General features: G+C 73.2%; 18 protein-coding genes. 10 read left to right on the plus strand and 8 right to left on the minus strand.

What is annotated here, in order from left to right; all coding sequences use genetic code 11:
• Positions 1-136 precede the first annotated feature (136 nt).
• The 7 genes from ACGFI9_RS11980 (at position 137) to ACGFI9_RS12010 (ending at position 7,802) form a co-directional block, all read left to right on the plus strand.
• Complete coding sequence (locus ACGFI9_RS11980) at positions 137-1,459, plus strand: ABC transporter substrate-binding protein (RefSeq protein WP_393177816.1); 1,323 nt, start codon at positions 137-139, stop codon at positions 1,457-1,459.
• A complete protein-coding gene (locus ACGFI9_RS11985) occupies positions 1,456-2,418 on the plus strand; it encodes a carbohydrate ABC transporter permease (RefSeq protein ID WP_393177818.1) in 963 nt (320 codons plus the stop codon). Before ACGFI9_RS11980 ends, ACGFI9_RS11985 begins: the two co-directional genes overlap by 4 nt.
• A complete protein-coding gene (locus ACGFI9_RS11990; protein WP_393177820.1) occupies positions 2,418-3,254 on the plus strand; it encodes a carbohydrate ABC transporter permease in 837 nt (278 codons plus the stop codon). Before ACGFI9_RS11985 ends, ACGFI9_RS11990 begins: the two co-directional genes overlap by 1 nt.
• A gap of 29 nt (positions 3,255-3,283) precedes the next feature.
• A complete protein-coding gene (locus ACGFI9_RS11995; RefSeq protein WP_393177823.1) occupies positions 3,284-4,408 on the plus strand; it encodes a glycoside hydrolase family 172 protein in 1,125 nt (374 codons plus the stop codon).
• A gap of 72 nt (positions 4,409-4,480) precedes the next feature.
• Complete coding sequence (locus tag ACGFI9_RS12000) at positions 4,481-5,515, plus strand: LacI family DNA-binding transcriptional regulator (RefSeq protein WP_393177825.1); 1,035 nt, start codon at positions 4,481-4,483, stop codon at positions 5,513-5,515.
• Between the two features lie 142 nt (positions 5,516-5,657).
• Positions 5,658-6,797 carry a glycosyl hydrolase family 32 gene (locus tag ACGFI9_RS12005; RefSeq protein ID WP_393177827.1) on the plus strand — a complete coding sequence of 380 codons (1,140 nt, stop codon included), beginning with the start codon at positions 5,658-5,660 and terminating at the stop codon, positions 6,795-6,797.
• A 3-nt stretch (positions 6,798-6,800) separates the two neighbouring features.
• A complete protein-coding gene (locus ACGFI9_RS12010) occupies positions 6,801-7,802 on the plus strand; it encodes a carbohydrate kinase (RefSeq protein ID WP_393177829.1) in 1,002 nt (333 codons plus the stop codon).
• Positions 7,803-7,848: 46 nt separating this feature from the next.
• Here ACGFI9_RS12010 and ACGFI9_RS12015 read toward each other — a convergent pair whose 3' ends face one another.
• From ACGFI9_RS12015 to ACGFI9_RS12030, 4 genes are all read right to left on the minus strand, one after another.
• Positions 7,849-8,142, minus strand: a complete 294-nt coding sequence (locus ACGFI9_RS12015) for a DUF6510 family protein (protein ID WP_393177831.1) — start codon at positions 8,140-8,142, stop codon at positions 7,849-7,851.
• A gap of 16 nt (positions 8,143-8,158) precedes the next feature.
• The gene (locus ACGFI9_RS12020; RefSeq protein WP_393177833.1) at positions 8,159-8,920 is read right to left on the minus strand and encodes a ferredoxin reductase; all 762 of its coding nucleotides are present in this window, start codon (positions 8,918-8,920) and stop codon (positions 8,159-8,161) included.
• Position 8,921: 1 nt separating this feature from the next.
• On the minus strand, positions 8,922-9,512 hold the full coding sequence (locus tag ACGFI9_RS12025) for a sulfite oxidase-like oxidoreductase (RefSeq protein WP_393177894.1): 591 nt from the start codon (positions 9,510-9,512) through the stop codon (positions 8,922-8,924).
• A 101-nt stretch (positions 9,513-9,613) separates the two neighbouring features.
• A complete protein-coding gene (locus ACGFI9_RS12030) occupies positions 9,614-10,633 on the minus strand; it encodes a TerC family protein (RefSeq protein ID WP_393177835.1) in 1,020 nt (339 codons plus the stop codon).
• A 250-nt stretch (positions 10,634-10,883) separates the two neighbouring features.
• Here ACGFI9_RS12030 and ACGFI9_RS12035 point away from each other — a divergent pair, with 250 nt between their 5' ends.
• Positions 10,884-12,032 carry a CaiB/BaiF CoA transferase family protein gene (locus ACGFI9_RS12035; protein ID WP_393177837.1) on the plus strand — a complete coding sequence of 383 codons (1,149 nt, stop codon included), beginning with the start codon at positions 10,884-10,886 and terminating at the stop codon, positions 12,030-12,032.
• Between the two features lie 27 nt (positions 12,033-12,059).
• On the opposite strand, the gene ACGFI9_RS12040 is transcribed toward ACGFI9_RS12035, so the two are convergent.
• On the minus strand, positions 12,060-12,467 hold the full coding sequence (locus ACGFI9_RS12040; RefSeq protein ID WP_393177839.1) for a DUF2267 domain-containing protein: 408 nt from the start codon (positions 12,465-12,467) through the stop codon (positions 12,060-12,062).
• Positions 12,468-12,623: 156 nt separating this feature from the next.
• Here ACGFI9_RS12040 and ACGFI9_RS12045 point away from each other — a divergent pair, with 156 nt between their 5' ends.
• Together ACGFI9_RS12045 and ACGFI9_RS12050 are read left to right on the plus strand one after the other, a co-directional pair.
• Positions 12,624-12,893 carry a DUF2795 domain-containing protein gene (locus ACGFI9_RS12045; RefSeq protein WP_393177841.1) on the plus strand — a complete coding sequence of 90 codons (270 nt, stop codon included), beginning with the start codon at positions 12,624-12,626 and terminating at the stop codon, positions 12,891-12,893.
• Positions 12,894-12,901: 8 nt separating this feature from the next.
• Entirely contained in the window at positions 12,902-13,561 is a 660-nt protein-coding gene (locus ACGFI9_RS12050) for a DUF1345 domain-containing protein (protein WP_393177843.1), read from the plus strand.
• A gap of 211 nt (positions 13,562-13,772) precedes the next feature.
• Here ACGFI9_RS12050 and ACGFI9_RS12055 read toward each other — a convergent pair whose 3' ends face one another.
• From ACGFI9_RS12055 to ACGFI9_RS12065, 3 genes are all read right to left on the minus strand, one after another.
• Positions 13,773-14,438 carry a hypothetical protein gene (locus ACGFI9_RS12055; RefSeq protein ID WP_393177845.1) on the minus strand — a complete coding sequence of 222 codons (666 nt, stop codon included), beginning with the start codon at positions 14,436-14,438 and terminating at the stop codon, positions 13,773-13,775.
• 31 nt (positions 14,439-14,469) lie between these two features.
• Positions 14,470-15,441 carry a pirin family protein gene (locus ACGFI9_RS12060; RefSeq protein ID WP_393177847.1) on the minus strand — a complete coding sequence of 324 codons (972 nt, stop codon included), beginning with the start codon at positions 15,439-15,441 and terminating at the stop codon, positions 14,470-14,472.
• 286 nt (positions 15,442-15,727) lie between these two features.
• A complete protein-coding gene (locus ACGFI9_RS12065; RefSeq protein ID WP_393177849.1) occupies positions 15,728-16,321 on the minus strand; it encodes a hypothetical protein in 594 nt (197 codons plus the stop codon).
• Positions 16,322-16,976: the final 655 nt, after the last annotated feature.

A 16,976-nucleotide genomic window follows, 5' to 3' on the forward strand; every position in this document is an offset into this window, starting at 1 on the left:
CCGTCACACGAAGCGCTCTTACGCTCTGCCAAAAGCTTTTGCCAAAAGGTTTTGGCACCTGTCACACGTTCTCCCACCACGCGCTCCGGCGCGCCCCCACGCGCCCGGCGATCCCCTGAACGGAGCAGACATGGCCATGAGCGGTACCCGGACCACAGCCCGCGGCTGGCACCGCCGCGGCTTCCTCGGCCTCACCGCCGGCGCCGGCGCGGCCGCCCTGCTGGGCACCTCGGCCTGCGGGGCCGGCGGCACCAGCGGCGGCGGGTCGAGCGACGCGAAGACCCTCACCGTCGCCTGCGAAGGCGGCGGCAAGACCGAGCTGCAGCCGGTGGTCGACAAGTTCCAGCAGGCCACCGGCACCACCGTCACGCTGGTCGAACTCCCCTACGAAGGCCTGTTCAACCGGCTCACCAGCGAGCTGTCCAGCGGCAAGCCGTCCTTCGACGTCTGCGCGATCGACGCGGTCTGGATCCCCCTCTTCGCGAACAAGCTCGCGCCGCTGGACGGCCTGTTCACCGACGCGGTGAAGGCCGACCTGTTCCCGGCACTGGTCCAGGAGGCCCAGGTCGACGGGCACTTCATCGGCATGCCGGTGTGGACCAACAGCGAGATCCTCTTCTACCGCAAGGACCTCTTCGAGGACCCCGGGGAGAAGGCCGCCTTCCAGAAGAAGTACGGCTACCCGCTCGCCCCGCCCACCACCTGGCAGCAGTTCACCGACATCGCCACCTTCTTCACCCGGCCGCAGCAGAAGCTCTGGGGCACCGACGTCAAGGGCGCGGTGGAGACCGAGTGGCTGGCCCACGTGCTCCAGGCCGGCTCCCCCGGCGTGATCCTGGACGACAACGGCGCCGTCATCGTGGACAACGCCCAGCACGTCGCCGCGCTGGCCTTCTACGCCGACCTGAACAACAAGCACAAGGTCGCCCCCACCGGCGCCGCGCAGACCGACTGGAACGCCGCGCAGAACCTGTTCAACCAGGGGCAGACCGCGATGACCCGGTTCTGGGCGCACGCGTACCGGCAGATCCCGAAGGACGCCAAGGTGGCCGGCAAGGTCGGCGCCGCGCCGATGATCGGCGGCACCGCCGGGGTCGCCGGCATCCCCGGCCCGTGGTACCTCTCCGCCCCGAAGGGCGGCGCCAAGGCGGACCTCGCGCAGAAGTTCATCAAGGCCGCGTACGACGACAACGCGCTGAGCATCGACACGACCCTCGGCCTGGCCGCCCGCAAGTCCGCCTACCAGCAGTACGCCGCAAAGCCCGGCTTCGAGTCGTTCGGCCCGCTGCTGGCCACCCTCAACGCGAGCGCCACCCGGGCCCGCCCGGCCACCCCGCACTGGCAGCGCATCGTGGACAGCGTCCTGGTGCCCACCATCCAGAAGGCGCTGACCCCGGGCGCGGACTACGCGGCCCTGCTGAGGGCGGCGCGGACCCAGATCGAGGGCATCGTCAAGTGAGCCCGACAGCGCAGGCGGCACCGCCGCGGACCGTCCCCCGTACGCCGGTGGGCGCCGGCGGGCGGCGGACCCGCCGCAGGCTCTCGGACGCCGGGTACGCGACCCTGCTCGCCGCGCCGGCCGCGGTGGTGCTGCTCGCGCTGGTCGGCTGGCCGCTGGTGAAGCTGGCCGTGGACAGCCTCTACCGCGGCTCCGGGCTCGGTGACGGGCGCTCCTTCGTCGGGCTGGACAACTACGTCACCGCGCTGACCGACCCCGGTATCCGGGCGGCGGCCGGCCGGACCCTCGCGTACACGGTCATCGTGGTCACCGCCGAGCTGGTGCTCGGCCTGGCGGTGGCGCTGCTGTTCCACCGCCTCGGGCCGCGGTCGCGGATCCTCCAGACCCTCTTCCTCTACCCGCTGATGATCGCGCCGGTGGTCGCCGGCCTGCTCTGGCGGTTCCTGATGATCGACAACGTCGGCATCGTCAACGAGCTGCTCACCCGGGTCGGGATCCTGGACAGCCCCGGGGACGTCTCCTGGCTCAGCGACCCGGACCTGGTGCTCTTCTCGGTGGCGCTGCCCGACGTCTGGCTCACCACCTCGTTCATGACCCTGGTGCTCTACGCCGGCCTCCAGGCCATCCCCCCGGAGCTGTACGGGGCGGCCCGCCTCGACGGCGCCCGTGGGCGGCACCTGCTGCTGAACGTGACCCTGCCGCTGCTGCGGCCGGTGATCGCGGTGGCGCTGATCATCCGGGGCGTGGACGCCGCCCGGGCGTTCGACGTGATCCTCATCCAGACCGACGGTGGCCCGCAGTCCGCCTCGGAGACGTTGAGCCTGACCATCTACAAGACCATGGTCAGCTACAACGACCCGGGCACGGCGGCCGCCACCAGCACGCTGTTCATGATCGTCATGATGCTGGTCGCGATGGTCGGGGTGCTGACCATCTGGCGGCCGGGCAGGGGGGCCTGATGTCGCACGTGCTCGCCGCCCGGATCAGGACCGGGCTGCTCTGGGCCGCCGCCGTCGCGGTCGTGGTGCTCTACGGCTTCCCCTTCGGCTACCTGGTGCTCACCTCGTTCAAGCCGGCCAGCGACGCCATCGCGGTGCCGCCGACCGTGCTGCCCGAGCGGTTCAGCCTGGACAACTACCTCACCGCGCTGCACCGGCCCGGCGTCACCGCCTCGTTCGTCAACAGCGTCAGCACGGCGGTCCTCGCCACGCTGCTGTCGATGGCCCTGGCGATCCCCGCCGCCTGGGGGATCACCCGGTACCGCAGCCGCACCGGCCGGCTGCTCATGGCGGGTTCGCTGCTGGTCCGGATGGCCCCGGCGGTCGCGGTCGGCATCCCGCTGGTCACCATCCTCGGCGCGGTCTGGCTCACCGACACCCCGACCGGGCTCGCGCTGGCCCAGACGACCGTGGCGCTGCCCCTGTCGATCTGGCTGCTCACCAGCTTCTTCGACGGGGTGCCCCGGGAGATCGAGGAAGCCGCCCTGGTGGACGGCTGCGGGCGGTTCGCCACACTGCTGCGGGTGATCCTGCCGGTGGTCTCCGGCGGGGTCGCGGTGACCGCGATCTTCGCCTTCCTCGCCTCCTGGAACGAGTTCCTCTTCGCCCTCCTGCTCACCTCGGTCCGGTCCCAGACCACCCCGATCGCGATCGCCAACTTCCAGAGCCAGTTCGGCCTCGACTGGGGCCCGATGACGGCGCTGGCCACGCTCTACTCCGTACCCGCGGTCGTCCTGACGCTGCTGCTGCAGCGGCGGATCGTCGCCGGGCTCAGCCTCGGCGCGGTCAAGGGCTGACGCACAACCCCACCCCTGAAAGGATCTCCATGTCGTTCTGGCGACCCACCAGCCCGCTGTCGGGTCTCACCCGGGTCAAGGCCGGCCGCTCCCGGCGCGAGTCGAGCTGGGACCGCACCGGCGGCAACCGGGACTTCGCCGTGGTGCCGCCCGGCGAAACCCACGTGCTGGCCGACATCACCGGCACCGGCGTCATCGAGCACATCTGGCTGACCACCCGCTGCTACTCGGAGAAGTACCTGCGGAAGCTGGTCATCGAGATGTACTGGGACGGCGAGGAGAACCCGAGCGTACGCAGCCCGCTGGGCGACTTCTTCGGCGTCGGCCACGCCACCTGCACGCACTACGTGTCGCTGCCGCTGAGCATGGTGTTCGGCCCGCGGCGCGGCCCGAAGGGCCCGTTCGCCGCCGCGATGAACTCGTACTTCCCGATGCCCTTCGGCAGCTCCGCGAAGATCGTGATCCGCAACGAGAGCGACAAGCCGATCGAGAACCTCTTCTACTACGTCGACTACGAGCTCACCGACGAGGCGAAGCCGGACGACGTCGCGTACTTCCACGCGTACTACCGGCAGGAGAAGCCCTGCACCCCGGTGCCGAACGGGCTGGCGCCGGGCGAGGTCCCCGCGCCGTGGGACCTGCCCGGGGTCAACCTCACCGGCGAGGAGAACTACGTCATCCTCGACGCCGAGGGCACCGGACACTACGTGGGCTGCGTGCTCAGCATCGACAACCACAACGCCTCGAACCAGCCGTACACCTGGCCGGGCGAGGGCGACGACATGATCTTCATCGACGGCGAGCAGTGGCCGCCGTCGCTGCACGGCACCGGCACGGAGGACTACTTCAACGCCGCATGGGGCTTCCCCAGCGGCGCGTACGCCGGCCCGTACCACGGGATCAGCCTGGCCAGCAGCCCCCAGGAGCACTTCGGCCTGTGGAGCATGTACCGGTTCCACATCGAGGACCCGGTCCGCTTCTCGACGTCGATCAAGGTGACGATCGAGCACGGGCACGCCAACGACCAGGGCAACGACTTCTCCTCGGTGGCCTACTGGTACCAGCACCACCCGCACAAGCCGCTGCCGGAGCTGCCGCCGGTCGAGGAGCGGCTGCCCCGCCGCTGGCCCGAGCACGGCCTGTGGGACGAGTGACCGGTCCGATACCGTTGGCCGGTCGTCCATCCGGGCCGACCGGGCCCACCCGAGCACGGCGATGGTGAGCTGATGGGACAGAAGGCGAGCATCCGGGACGTGGCCGCCGCGGCGGGCGTCTCGGTGACCACCGTGTCCCACGTGCTGAACAACAAGTCCGGCACCCGGGTCAGCCCGGAGACCCGCGAACGCGTCGAGACGGCGGCCCGCCAGCTCGGCTACGCGGCGAACGGGCTGGCCCGCGGGCTGCGGCTGCAGCGCTCGCAGACCCTCGGGCTGCTCAGCGACGAGATCGCCACCACCCCGTACGCCGGGCGGATCATCCTCGGCGCGCAGGAGACCGCCTCGGCGCGCGGCTGGCTGCTCATGCTGCTCACCACCGGGCGCGACCCGGAGGTCGAGCGGCGGGAGATCCAGGCGCTGGCCCGGCACCGGGTCGACGGCGTGCTCTACGCGACCATGTACCACCAGGTGGTGCGGGTGCCGGAGGAGCTGCGCCCGATGCCGGTGGTGCTGCTCGACGCGAGCAGCGCCGACGGGCCGTACCCGTCGGTGGTGCCGGACGAGCGCGGCGGCGGCGCGGCGGCGGTCCGGGAGCTGCTCGCCCACGGGCACCGGCGGATCGGCTTCGTCACCAACGTCGACGACATTCCGGCCACCCACGGCCGTCTCCTCGGCTACCAGGAGGCGCTGCGGGAGGCGGGGGTGCCGTTCCGGCCCGACCTCGTGCTCGCCGAGGTCTCCGACACGCACGGCGGCTACCGGGCGGCCCGGGCCCTGCTCGACCGGCCCGACCGGCCCACCGGCCTGTTCTGCTTCAACGACCGGATGGCGATGGGCGCGTACCGGGCGGCGACGGAGCTCGGGCTGCGCATCCCCGACGACCTGTCGGTGATCGGCTTCGACAACCAGGAACTCATCGCGGAGGGCCTCTACCCGGGTCTCACCACCGTGGCGCTGCCGCACTACGAGATGGGCGCCTGGGCGGTGGAGACCATGGTGGAGCTGCTCGACCAGCCCAAGGGGTCGCGTCGGCGTACCGGCCCGCAGGTCGTCATGCCCTGCCCGCTGGTGCGCCGCGCCTCGGTCGCCACCGCCCCGAACTGACCGGCACCGTCGGCCCCCACCGACGTACCCCCGCCGCCGCGCCTCCCCGGGACCGCGCGGCGGACCCGACGTACCCCCGACGCCGCTCGCGGCGTGGACGCACCCGCCGCCGGAACGCGGCGGCCGAGCCAAAGGAACCACCGTGCTGCGACTTCCCGACGCCTGGATCTGGGACTTCTGGTTCGCCCGCGAGGGCGACACCCATCACCTGTACTTCCTGCGCGCTTCCCGGGCGCTCGGCGACCCGGACCGGCGGCACTTCCGGGCCAGCGTCGGGCACGCCGTCTCCACGGACCTGCGCGCCTGGACCCTGCTCGCCGACGCGCTCGTCCCGGCCGACCGGCCCGCCTTCGACGACGTGGCCACCTGGACCGGGTCGGTGCTGCGCGGCCCGGACGACCGCTGGTACATGTTCTACACCGGCGCGGGCAGTACGGAACGGGCCCTGGTCCAGCGGATCGGCCTGGCCACCTCCACCGACCTGGTCACCTGGGAACGACACCCGGCCTCGCCGGTGCTCACCGCCGCCGGCCGGTGGTACGAGCGGTTCGGCGACTCCACCTGGCAGGACGAGGCGTGGCGGGACCCGTGGGTGTTCCCCGACCCGGACGGCGACGGCTGGCACATGCTGATCACGGCGCGGGCCAACGAGGGGCCGGTCGACGACCGGGGCGTCGTCGCCCACGCCCGCTCCCACGACCTCGTCCACTGGACGGCCCAGCCACCGGTCACCGCGCCCGGCAGCGGCTTCGGCCACCTCGAGGTGCCGCAGGTGGAGATCGTCGACGGCCGACCCGTCCTGATCTTCTCCTGCCTGCGCGACCAGCTCGCCGAGCGCTGCCGCGACACCCGCCCCTGTGGCGTGTGGGCGGTGCCCGGCGACTCGCTGCTCGGCCCGTTCGACGCGACGAAGGCGCAGCGCCTCACCGACGACAGCCTCTACAGCGGCCGCCTGGTACGCGACCGCGCCGGCCGCTGGCAGCTGCTCGCCTTCCTCAACCACGACGAGCAGGGCCGTTTCGTCGGCGAGCTCAGCGACCCGATCCCGGTCCGGGTGCGGCCCGACGGCACGGTGCAGCTCGGCGATGCCGAGCCCGGCGTGCCGTACTCGGTGCACGGCCGCCGCAGCGTGGCCCCGGACGTGGAGAACGCCTCGCGGCGCGCCCCCGCGGCAGCCGCCGTCGCCGGCGCGCCGTCCGCTGTCGTCGGCCCCTCCTCGGGTACGCCCAACGCCCGGCACGCCGCGCCCGCGCCGGCGGACGCGCCCACCGCCGGGGCCTGAGCCGTGCTGACCGTGCTCGGCGAGGCCGTGGTGGACCTCGCGCCCTCGGGCGGCGACCTGTTCGCCGCCCACCCCGGCGGCAGCCCGCTCAACGTGGCGGTCGGCCTGGCCCGGCTGGGCCGCCCCACCGCGCTGCTGGCCCGGTTCTCCCGTACCGCCTTCGGGCAGCGGCTGCGGGCGCACGCCGCCGCCAACCGGGTCGACCTGACCCACGCGGTGGCCGACGACCGGCCGGCCAGCCTCGCCGTCGTCTCCCTCGGCACCACCGGTGCGGCCAGCTACGACTTCTACCTGGACGGCACCGCCGACTGGCACTGGACGCCGCCGGAACTGGCCGAGCTGCCGCCCGGCACGCAGGTGCTGCACACCGGCTCGCTGGCCACCCTGCTGCCGCCCGGAGCGGACCTGGTCACCGCCCTGCTGGCCCGCGTGCACGCGGCCGGCCGGGTGCTGGTCAGCCTGGACCCCAACGTCCGCCCGGCGGTGCTCGCCGACCCCGCCGCCGCCCGGGCCCGGCTGCTCGCCCTGGCCCGGTACGCGCACCTGGTCAAGGCGAGCGACGAGGACCTGGCCTGGCTCTTCCCCGGCATCGGTGTCGAGGAGGCCGCCGAACGGCTGCGGGACCTCGGCGTACGCCTGGTCGTGGTGACCCGGGGCGCGGCCGGCGCGTACGGCCGCACCGCCGGCGGCGTCGAGCTGTCCCAGCCGGCCCGGGCGGTCGCCGTGGTGGACACCGTCGGGGCCGGCGACGCGTTCACCGCCGGCCTGCTCGACGCCCTGGTCGAGGCGGGCGCGGCGACCCCGACGGCGATCGGCACGCTGGACGCGGGCCGGCTCGGCGCGGTGCTCGACCACGCCACCCAGGTCGCCGCGCTCACCTGCCAGCGACCCGGCGCCGACCCACCCCACCGCACCGACCTGACCCCCCTGCCCCCCGCCTGCCCAGCGAGGTTGACCAAGGAGTTTGCGTCAGAAGCCACCGGATCCCCGACGCAAACTCCTTGATCACGGTGGTCCGGGGCGGGTGGGGTGGAGCGGGGAGGGTGGGGGGTCAGAGGGGGCGGGGGTGGGGTTGGTCGAGGGGCATCGGGACCTGGAGGTAGGTGGTGCCGCGCAGGTCCAGCCAGGCCCGGTCCGGGGCCCGGACCAGCCGGAGCATCACCGCCGTGCAGGCCGGGCAGCGGCCCACCAGGCCGGGGGCGTGCGAGTAGACGTGCAGCCCGGCCACCGGGCCGGTGGTGCCGCAGTTGTCGCAGCGGCCCATGGCGGCGCTGAGGTCCACCGCGAACAGCTCCCGCAGCGGTCCGTCGAGCATGTTGCCGTCCAGGTAGGACATGTCGGTCATGCGTCCTCCTCGCTGGTCACCCGGTCGGTCCGAAGCGCTCGGTTCGCACCCGCCGGGTCGGGTGGCCCAGCCCCACCAGCAGGTCCGCCACGGTCTCCACGAAGCCGGTCGGGCCGCAGACGTAGCAGAGCGGTTCCAGGTCCGGCGGCCAGCCGTGGCTGTTCACGTCCGCCAGGCCGATCCGGTGCGGCTCGCCGCGCCAACCCTCCGGCGCCTGCCGGGTGTACACGTACGTCACGTCGAGCCCCTGGTCGTCGCGGGCCCGGCGGCGCAGTTCCTCGGCATAGAAGACGTCGTCGGGGGTGCGCGCCGAGTAGATCAGGCGGAACGGGGCCCGGCTGCCGGCGGCGCGGCGGGCCCGGACCATCGCCATCAGCGGCACCACCCCGGAGCCGCCGGCGATCAGCAGCACCGGCGCGGCCTCCTCGGTACGCCAGACGAACCAGCCGCCGACCGGCCCGCGCACCTCCACCGGATCCCCGTGCGCCCACACGTCGATGAGGTACGGCGACACCTCCCCGTCGGGCACCTTCTGCACGGTCAGCTCGATCCGCTCCCCGTCGGCCGGCGCGGCCAGCGAGTACGACCGGGCCGCCTGGTAACCGTCCGGGGCGGTGAGCCGGACGTCGACGTGCTGCCCGGCCACGTGCCCCGGCCAGCCCGGCACGTCCAGCACCAGGGTCTGCGCGGTCGGGGTCTCGATCCGCCGCTCGGCCAGCCGGGCCACCCGCCAGGTCAGCGGGGCGATCACGCGTCCGCCGGTCGTGGGCGCGCCCACCTCAGTCGCCCTGGTAGCGCTGCTCGCGCCACGGGTCGCCGTAGTCGTGGTAGCCGGCGGTCTCCCAGAAGCCGGGCTGGTCGTCGACGAGCAGCCGGACGCCGCGCACCCACTTCGCCGACTTCCAGAAGTACAGGTGCGGGACGAGCATCCGGGCCGGGCCGCCGTGCTCGGCGGGGAGCGGTCCGCCCTCGTACGTGTGCGCCACCCAGGCCCGGCCGCCACGCAGGTCGTCCAGGGGCAGGTTGGTGGTGTACCCGCCGTACGAGTGGACCAGCGCGTAGCGGGCCGCGGTGTCGACGCCCTCGAGCAGGGTGTCCAGCGAGACGCCCTGCCAGTTGGTGCGCAGCTTGGACCAGCGGGTGACGCAGTGGATGTCGACGGTCGGCGTCTCCTGCGGCAGGCCCATCAGCTCGTCCCAGGACCAGCGGAACTCGGCGCCGCTCTCGGTGGTCAGCACGAACTCCCAGGTGTCCAGCGGCACCTTCGGGGTCGGGCCGGCCGAGAGCACCGGGAAGTCCTGGGTGAGGTACTGGCCCGGCGGCAGGGCCGGTTCGGCCGAACGGGGCCGGCCCTGGAAGCCGGGCGACACGATTCCCACCGGTCAGTCGTACCACCTTCGGTGCGCCGGGACGAGAGGTTCGGCCGAGAGCCGTCGCGGCGGGTGACCACCGCAGCCGCCGGGCCTGCGGGTCAGTGCCGCTCGGCCACCGCCCCCACGCCGCCGGGCTCGCGGTCGCGGGTGGCGCGCAGGCTGGTCAGCGTGACGATCACCAGTACGCCGATGATGACGCCGAGCGAGGCGAGGGTGGGGATCTGCGGCACCCCGGGCCAGATGCCGTGCGCCCAGTGCAGGCCGAGCTTGACCCCGATGAACGCCAGGATGGCGGCCAGGCCGTAGCTGAGGTGCACCAGGCGGCTGAGCGCGGCGTGCAGCACGAAGTAGAGCGCGCGCAGGCCGAGCAGGGCGAACGCGTTGGTGGCGAAGACCAGGTACGGGTCCTCGGTGATGCCGTAGACGGCGGGCACCGAGTCGACCGCGAAGACCACGTCGGTGGCGAGCACCGCGACCACGACGAGGGCGAACGGGGTGAGCGCGCGGCGACCCCGCTCGCGGACGGTCATCCGCGGGCCGTGGTAGTCGTCGACCACCGGCATCACCCTGCGGAGCAGCTTCACCGACCGCATCCGGCTGATGTCGACCTCCTGCTGGTGCCCGGAGAGGGCGTCGCGCAGCAGCTTGACCGCGGTGGCGATCAGGATGACCGCGAACAGCAGGAAGGCGAAGTCGAGGGTCTCCAGGGCGGCCGCGCCGAGGGCGATGAAGACCGCGCGCAGCACGAGCGCGCCGGCGATGCCGTAGAGCAGCACCCGCTGAGCCAGCACGGCGGGCACCGCGAACGCGGCCAGCAGCAGCATGAAGACGAAGAGGTTGTCGACCGAGAGCGACTTCTCGACGAGGTAGCCGGTCAGGTACTGGACGCCCAGCTCCGACCCGTACCGGGACCAGACCCAGACGCCGAAGGCCAGCGGCAGTGCGATGTAGAACGCCGACCAGCCGAGCGCCTCCTTGATCGAGACCTCGTGCGGCTTGCGGGTGACCAGGAAGTCCAGCACCAGCAGCGCGAGCACGCCGGCGATGGTCACCGCCCACATGGTGGGCGTGCCGACCGTGGAGAGCTCAGCGGCGGACAGGTACGACAACTCGGTCATGGAGCCTCCTCGAACACCGTGTCATGTTCGAGGTCTCCTTCACCCACCGTTCGTGGGCAACCACCCGAGGCCCGCCCGGGGCGTGCCGTACTGACCGGAATGGTTCGTGGGAAGTACTCCCCTCGCGGAACCCAGGTTAGGGCAACCTCATCCCCGCCGCCAAGTCGCGAGGTCACATGATTGCCCTGGTCAACAGCTGTGTGGGCGGCGGGGCATGGTGCTCGAAGCGGCAGAGTCCTATGGTGTCGCGATGAGCAACCAGGGGCCGCTCACCGGCGTACGGGTGATCGAGCTGGCCGGCATCGGACCGGGCCCGTTCGCCGCGATGATGCTCGCCGACCTCGGCGCGGACGTGATCCGGGTGGACCGGACCAGTGGCGGCGGCTTCGGCGCCATCCCCGGTGACCTGCAGCACCGCAACCGCCGCTCGCTCGCCGTCGACCTGAAGACGCCGGCGGGACGCGAGGTGGTGCTGGCCCTGGTCGCCGGGGCCGACGCGCTGATCGAGGGCTTCCGGCCCGGGGTCACCGAGCGGCTCGGCCTCGGCCCGGACGACTGCCTCACCGCCAACCCCCGCCTGGTGTACGGCCGGATGACCGGCTGGGGGCAGGACGGTCCCCTCGCCCGGACCGCCGGCCACGACATCGATTACCTGGCGCTGACCGGCGCCCTGCACGGCATCGGCCGGGCCGGCGAGCGACCGGTGCCGCCGATCAACCTGCTCGGCGACTTCGGCGGGGGCGGCATGATGCTGGCCCTCGGCGTCGTCGCCGCCCTGTACGCGGTCCGCGCCGGCGCCCTCGGCCAGGTCGTCGACGCGGCCATCGTGGACGGCGTCTCGGTACTGGCCACCCAGATCCACGCCCTGCGCCGGTTCGGCATGTGGCAGGACCCGCGCGGCGTGAACCTGCTCGACGGCGGCGCGCCCTTCTACGACACGTACGAGTGCGCCGACGGCCGGTACGTCGCGGTGGGCGCGCTGGAGCCGCAGTTCTACGCGGAACTGGTCCGGCTCACCGGCTTCCCGCTGGACGGCGACGAGGCCCCCGACCGGAGCGACCCGGCGAACTGGCCGGTGCTGCGCGAGTCCTGGGCCCGGCTGTTCCGCACCCGGACCCGGGACGAGTGGGCGGACCTGCTGGCCGACTCCGACGCCTGCGTGGCGCCGGTGCTGGACTGGGCGGAGGCGCCGGAGCACCCGCACCTGGCGGCACGGGGCGTCTTCGTCGACCACGACGGGGTCCGCCAGCCGGCCCCCGCGCCGCGTTTCTCCGCCACCCCCACCTCGGTCCGCCGCCCGCCACCGCAGGCCGGCGAGCACACCGACGAGCTGCTCGCGGAGGCCGGCTTCGACGCCGACCGGATCGCCGCCCTGCGCGCCGCCGGCACGGTCGCCTGACCGGCCCCGGTCGCTCGGGCGGGTGGCTCAGGCGCGGCGTGCGGTGGCCGGCGCCAGGGCCGGCTCCACCATGTCCCGGTAGTCGCGTGGCAGCTGCACCACCACGTCGTGGAACTCCCCGCTGGTGATCGACTCGCGCAGCGTGGTGAACACCGCCCGGACCGCGTCCCGGGCGGCGTTCTCGTCGCAGCCGGCCCGCCGGGCCACCCGGGCCACGAACTCGGCCGCCCCGAAGCGGTCGGCCGCCTCGGTCCGGGGGTGGGGCCTGAGCACCTGCCACAGCGGCTTCGGCAGTTGCGCGGCGAGGTCCAGCACCTCACCGCCGGTCAACCGTTCCGCGAGGGTCTCCAGCGTGGCGCGGGTCAGCTCCCCGGCCCGCTCGTCGGACGTCCCGGTACGCCGGGCGACCCGCTCCACGAAGGTGACGTAGTGCATCGGTGGTACCCCCTTCGCTGCTCCAGCCGGACGCCTACCCGGCCGGGGGACCCGGAAACGGGCGCGGGATTTTCCGTGGTCCGGCGCGTGACCGGCGACCCGGTGGGTAACCGCCGCCGGTCGTGACCGCAACTACAGGCGCGAGGAGCTCGACCCATGGCGAGTTACACGGACGTCCTTGAGTACCTGTCCGCGCTGGACTACCCGGCCGGGAAGGACGACGTCATCCGCGAGGCCGAACGGGAGGGCGCGCCGCCGGAGGTGTTGCGGGCGCTGCGGGCGCTGCCCGCGGTGGACTACGCCGACGGCAACCAGGTGGCCCGGTCGGCCGGCATCGACGCCGCACCCGAGGTGAGCCGCTCGCAGCGAGCCGCCCAGGCGCGGGACAGGCACCCGCGGGTCTCGCAGCACCTGCGCGGCATCTGACACCACCGGTGCCGCGCCGGCCCGCCCGGGTACCCGGACACATCCCGGCCGCCGTCCAGCTCGTGGTGATGGGGCTGGTCGGTGCCGTCTGCGGTGGGCTCGTCGGCGTGCTGGTGTCGCCGCTGCTCGCCCCGCTGGTCGGGTGGGACGCCGCCGCGCTGACCTGGCTGGCGCTGCAGTGGGGACGGCTGTCCCGGCTGGACGCCGCGCGGACCGCCCGGCTGTCGAAGCTGGAGGACCCCAACCGCGCGGTGCGCGACGTACTGCTGCTGGCCGCCTGCCTGGCCAGCCTGCTCGCGGTCGGCGTGGTGCTCACCAGCGCGCACGCGGTCGGCCCCGGTCTTCCCCGCGACCTGTACGGCGGGCTCGGCGTGGTCAGCGTGGTGATCTCCTGGTTCGTGGTGCACACCGTCTTCACCACCCGGTACGCCCGGCTGTACTACACCGGCGAGCCCGGTGGGATCGACTTCCACCAGCCCGAGCCGCCCTGCTTCGCCGACTTCGCGTACATGGGGTTCACCGTGGGCTCGACCTTCCAGGTCTCCGACACCGACCTGTGCAGTTCGGAGATGCGCCGGACCGTGCTGCGACACGCGCTGCTGTCCTACCTGTTCGGTGCGGTCATCATCGCCGCGACGGTGAACCTGCTCGCCGGCCTGGCGAAATGAGCGGAGACAGGCGGGCGCCCCGGGTCACGAACCGCGACCTGGGGCGCCACGCAGCACCTGTCCCCGCCGGTCCGCGCCCGAACCGGGTCGCGACCGACAGGCGGTGGATGTTCGCCCGAACCGGGCGGGCATCGCTGCCACGATCATCATACGACGAGACATCAGCCGAACGGGTGAGAACCGCGGAATTGTGGCCCGCGCCGCACCCGGCTCACCCGGTCACTTCGGCGTACCGCTTCTCCAGGTCCACCCGGGCCAGTGCCCCCACCAGCCAGGCCAGCCGCTCCGATTCGCCGGTGCCGGCCAGGCCGGCCAGGTCGGCCGCGGACCGGCCCAGGCCCAGCCGGCGCGCCGCCGCGAGCGCCCGCCGGTCCGCCACCGGGGCCACCTCGTGCCACACCGCCTGCACCTCGCGCAGGAACAGATCGGCGACCTCGTCGTCGACACCGGGCAGGGTGGTGAGCAGCCGCCGCTCCCGGGTCGGTTCCTGGTGCGCCTCGGTCCGCAGCCGGCGCAGGTCACCCCGGTACCGGTCCACGACGGTCTGGGCCAGGTCGCCGAGTACGTCGGCGAGCGCACCCACGTCGCCACGCTGACCGGCCGCGCGCAACACGCGTACCCGGTCCTCGTGCAACGAGCGGGCCAGCCGGGCGGCACTGTCCCAACCGGCGTCCCGCACCGCCGCCGCGGTGTCGACCGCCTTGCGGAAGTCGCCCCGTCGGGCCAGCAGAACGGACAGGTAGAGCACCTGGAACAGTGAGGACGGATTGTTGATGACGCGGAATCCGTACCGTTCGGCGAAGCCGCGACCGTCCCCGGCGAGCCGGCGGACCAGCCGCTTCTTGTCCTCGATGCTGGAAATCGCAGTGGTCGGCATGCCCGCGTCTACCCGTGCCGGGGCCGGACATTCAGCCCAGGATCCCGCCCCGCCGGTCCCGCGCCTTCAGCCGGGTCGTGGGAAGCGCCGGGGCCGGCAACGGCGGCGCCGGGTCGTCGGCGACCGTGCCGAAGCGCCGGCCGGCCATCCAGTCCTCCCGCGCCGCCGCGATCTCCTCGTGCGAGCGGCCCACGAAGTTCCACCACATGACCAGCGGTTCCTCGAAGGGCGTACCGCCGAGCAGCAGCAGCCGGCTGCCCGTGGCCGCGCGCAGGGTCAGCGTGTCCCGGCCGGCGCCCAGGTAGAGCAGCGCGCCCACGCCCAGCGACACCCCGTCCACCTCGGCCGAGCCGGACATCGCCAGCAGCCCGTACTCGAACTCGCGGCGCAGCGGCAACGTGGCCGGGGCCGGACCGCGGACCTCGAGCTGCGCGCCGACCAGCGGCGTGTGCACCACCGCCGAGGACCGCTCGCCGCCCACCTCGCCGACCAGCAGGGTGACGTCCAGTTCGCCGTCGCGCCAGCGCGGCAGCCGCGCGTGGTGGGCGAAGTCCGCCGCGCCGGCCCGCGCCGGGTCGGGCAGCGCCACCCACAGCTGCACGCCGTGCATCACCGGCGGGTGCGCCGCGGGCGACCGTTCCGAGTGGGCGATGCCGTGGCCGGAGGTCATCACGTTGAGCTGCCCCGGGCGGATCGGCTGGATGCTGCCGAGGCTGTCCCGGTGCAGGATCTCCCCGTCGAGCAGCCAGGTGACCGTCTGCAGCCCGGTGTGCGGGTGCGGCGGCACCTCCATGCCCGGCCGGTGGGCGACGTCGTCCGGTCCGAAGTGGTCGACGAAGCACCAGGCGCCGACCATCCGCCGCTGCCGTTGCGGCAGCAGCCGCCGCACCGTGGTGTAGCGGCCGAGCGGCACGTCGTGGCCGGGCAGCAGCACGCTGGGCTGCTCGGCGGGGGCGGCGTCCGGCGGGAGGGTCTGCGCGGGTAGGGATTCGGTGCGGTCCACCGCCCGACTCTACGCTCAGCCCGCCGGGGCGGTCAGCGGGTTCGCCCCGCGTGATCACGCTGGGGTCTCTTCAGGGGCTGGGGGCGAGGGTGACCGGCTCCGGGCGGTCAGGCTTGATCCCTACGCCGGTCACCCTCGCCCCCAGCCTCGTCGTGGGCGTGGTCCGTCCGGGCGTCACCGATCCGCTCGGGGACCTCTGGCTGCGAAGACGCCGCTGGCCGGCACCCCCTGTCTCTCGGGGTGCCGGCCAGCGGCGCTTGCTCTTCTGCTGGGTCAGCTGTTTCGGTCAGCTGTTCCAGTGCTGGGCGACGATGTCGGCGGCCTGCTGCTCCCACTGGGCGTAGGCGTCCGGGTACGCCGAGACCTGCACGGTCTGGGCGGCCTCGGTCAGCGGCATGTCCTGCCACCCGTCGACCTGCTTCAGACCCTTCAGGAACGCCAGGGTCGCGTACTCCGGGTCAGTGATCTGCTCCGGCGAACCCCAACCCGAACTCGGCCGCTGCTGGAACAGGCCCAGCGAGTCATGGTCGTTCTTGTCGCCGAGGTGGCCCAGGTTCTCCAGCTTCGACTCCTGCAGGCTGGTGGCGATCGAGATCACCGCGGCCCGCTCCGGCAGACCCGCCTTCTTCGTCGCGGCGATGATCGCCTTCGCGTTCGCGACCTGCTCGTCGTTCAGGTCGATGCGCGACTGCGCGCCCTGCACACCATGCGGGATCAGCTTCGCCTGGTCGACGCCAGGCTTGTCGGCCTGCACGGCGGCCACGGGCTTCCCGGCCACGGCCGGGGCGTCGGCGTGAGCGGCGATCGGACCGGCGAACACACCACCGGTGAAGGCCAGGCCAGCAATACCAAGAACGCTCTTACGAATGATCGTGTTCACGAGAAGCTCCATTCGGGGGTTGGCGCACACACGCCGATGGGGGTCGGCACGCGCGCAAGCACCGTCAGGCGCTCAAAGAACAAGAGGGGAAAGTCTTCGAGGAGATCCGGCTCGCGGGGCGTGGCCTCTTCGCGGCGCCGGGACCATGTGTAACGACCGGCGACCCAGCATCATTCCGGGCCAGCCACCCCGCCGTGCGGGGCGGTCTTCCTCGGCCGTTCACCCGTGTTCAACGACCCCCGCCCGCCCACCATTCCGGCCCCGGGATGCCGCCCGTCACTCGCAAACCGGACACACCACCCAGCCGCGACCAGACCACCCAGCGGCCGGCACGCTCAGCCCAGCACCCGGCGCGCTCAGCCCCGCACCCGGCACCGGCCAGCCCAGCGTCCGGCCACGGTCAGCCCACCGCCGGGGCGGTCAGTGGAACGCCATGGACGTCACCGGCCCCGGGAGACACCCATGGCGTTCCACCCATCGAGGCAGCGTGACCCGAGAACGGGACAACGGGGTGCATAGCCCCTGACGCTTCGGCTCGGCCCAGCTCCCGGACCACGCACGCGGCACGCCCGGACGGCGCCGGACCACGACGCGGGTGTGGCCCGCCGTGACCGGCGCAGGGATCAAGCCTGACCGCCCGGAGCCGGGCACGGCG

Origin of the sequence: Micromonospora sp. NPDC048930 (assembly GCF_043197935.1) — a bacterium.
Taxonomy (GTDB): Bacteria; Actinomycetota; Actinomycetes; order Mycobacteriales; family Micromonosporaceae; genus Micromonospora.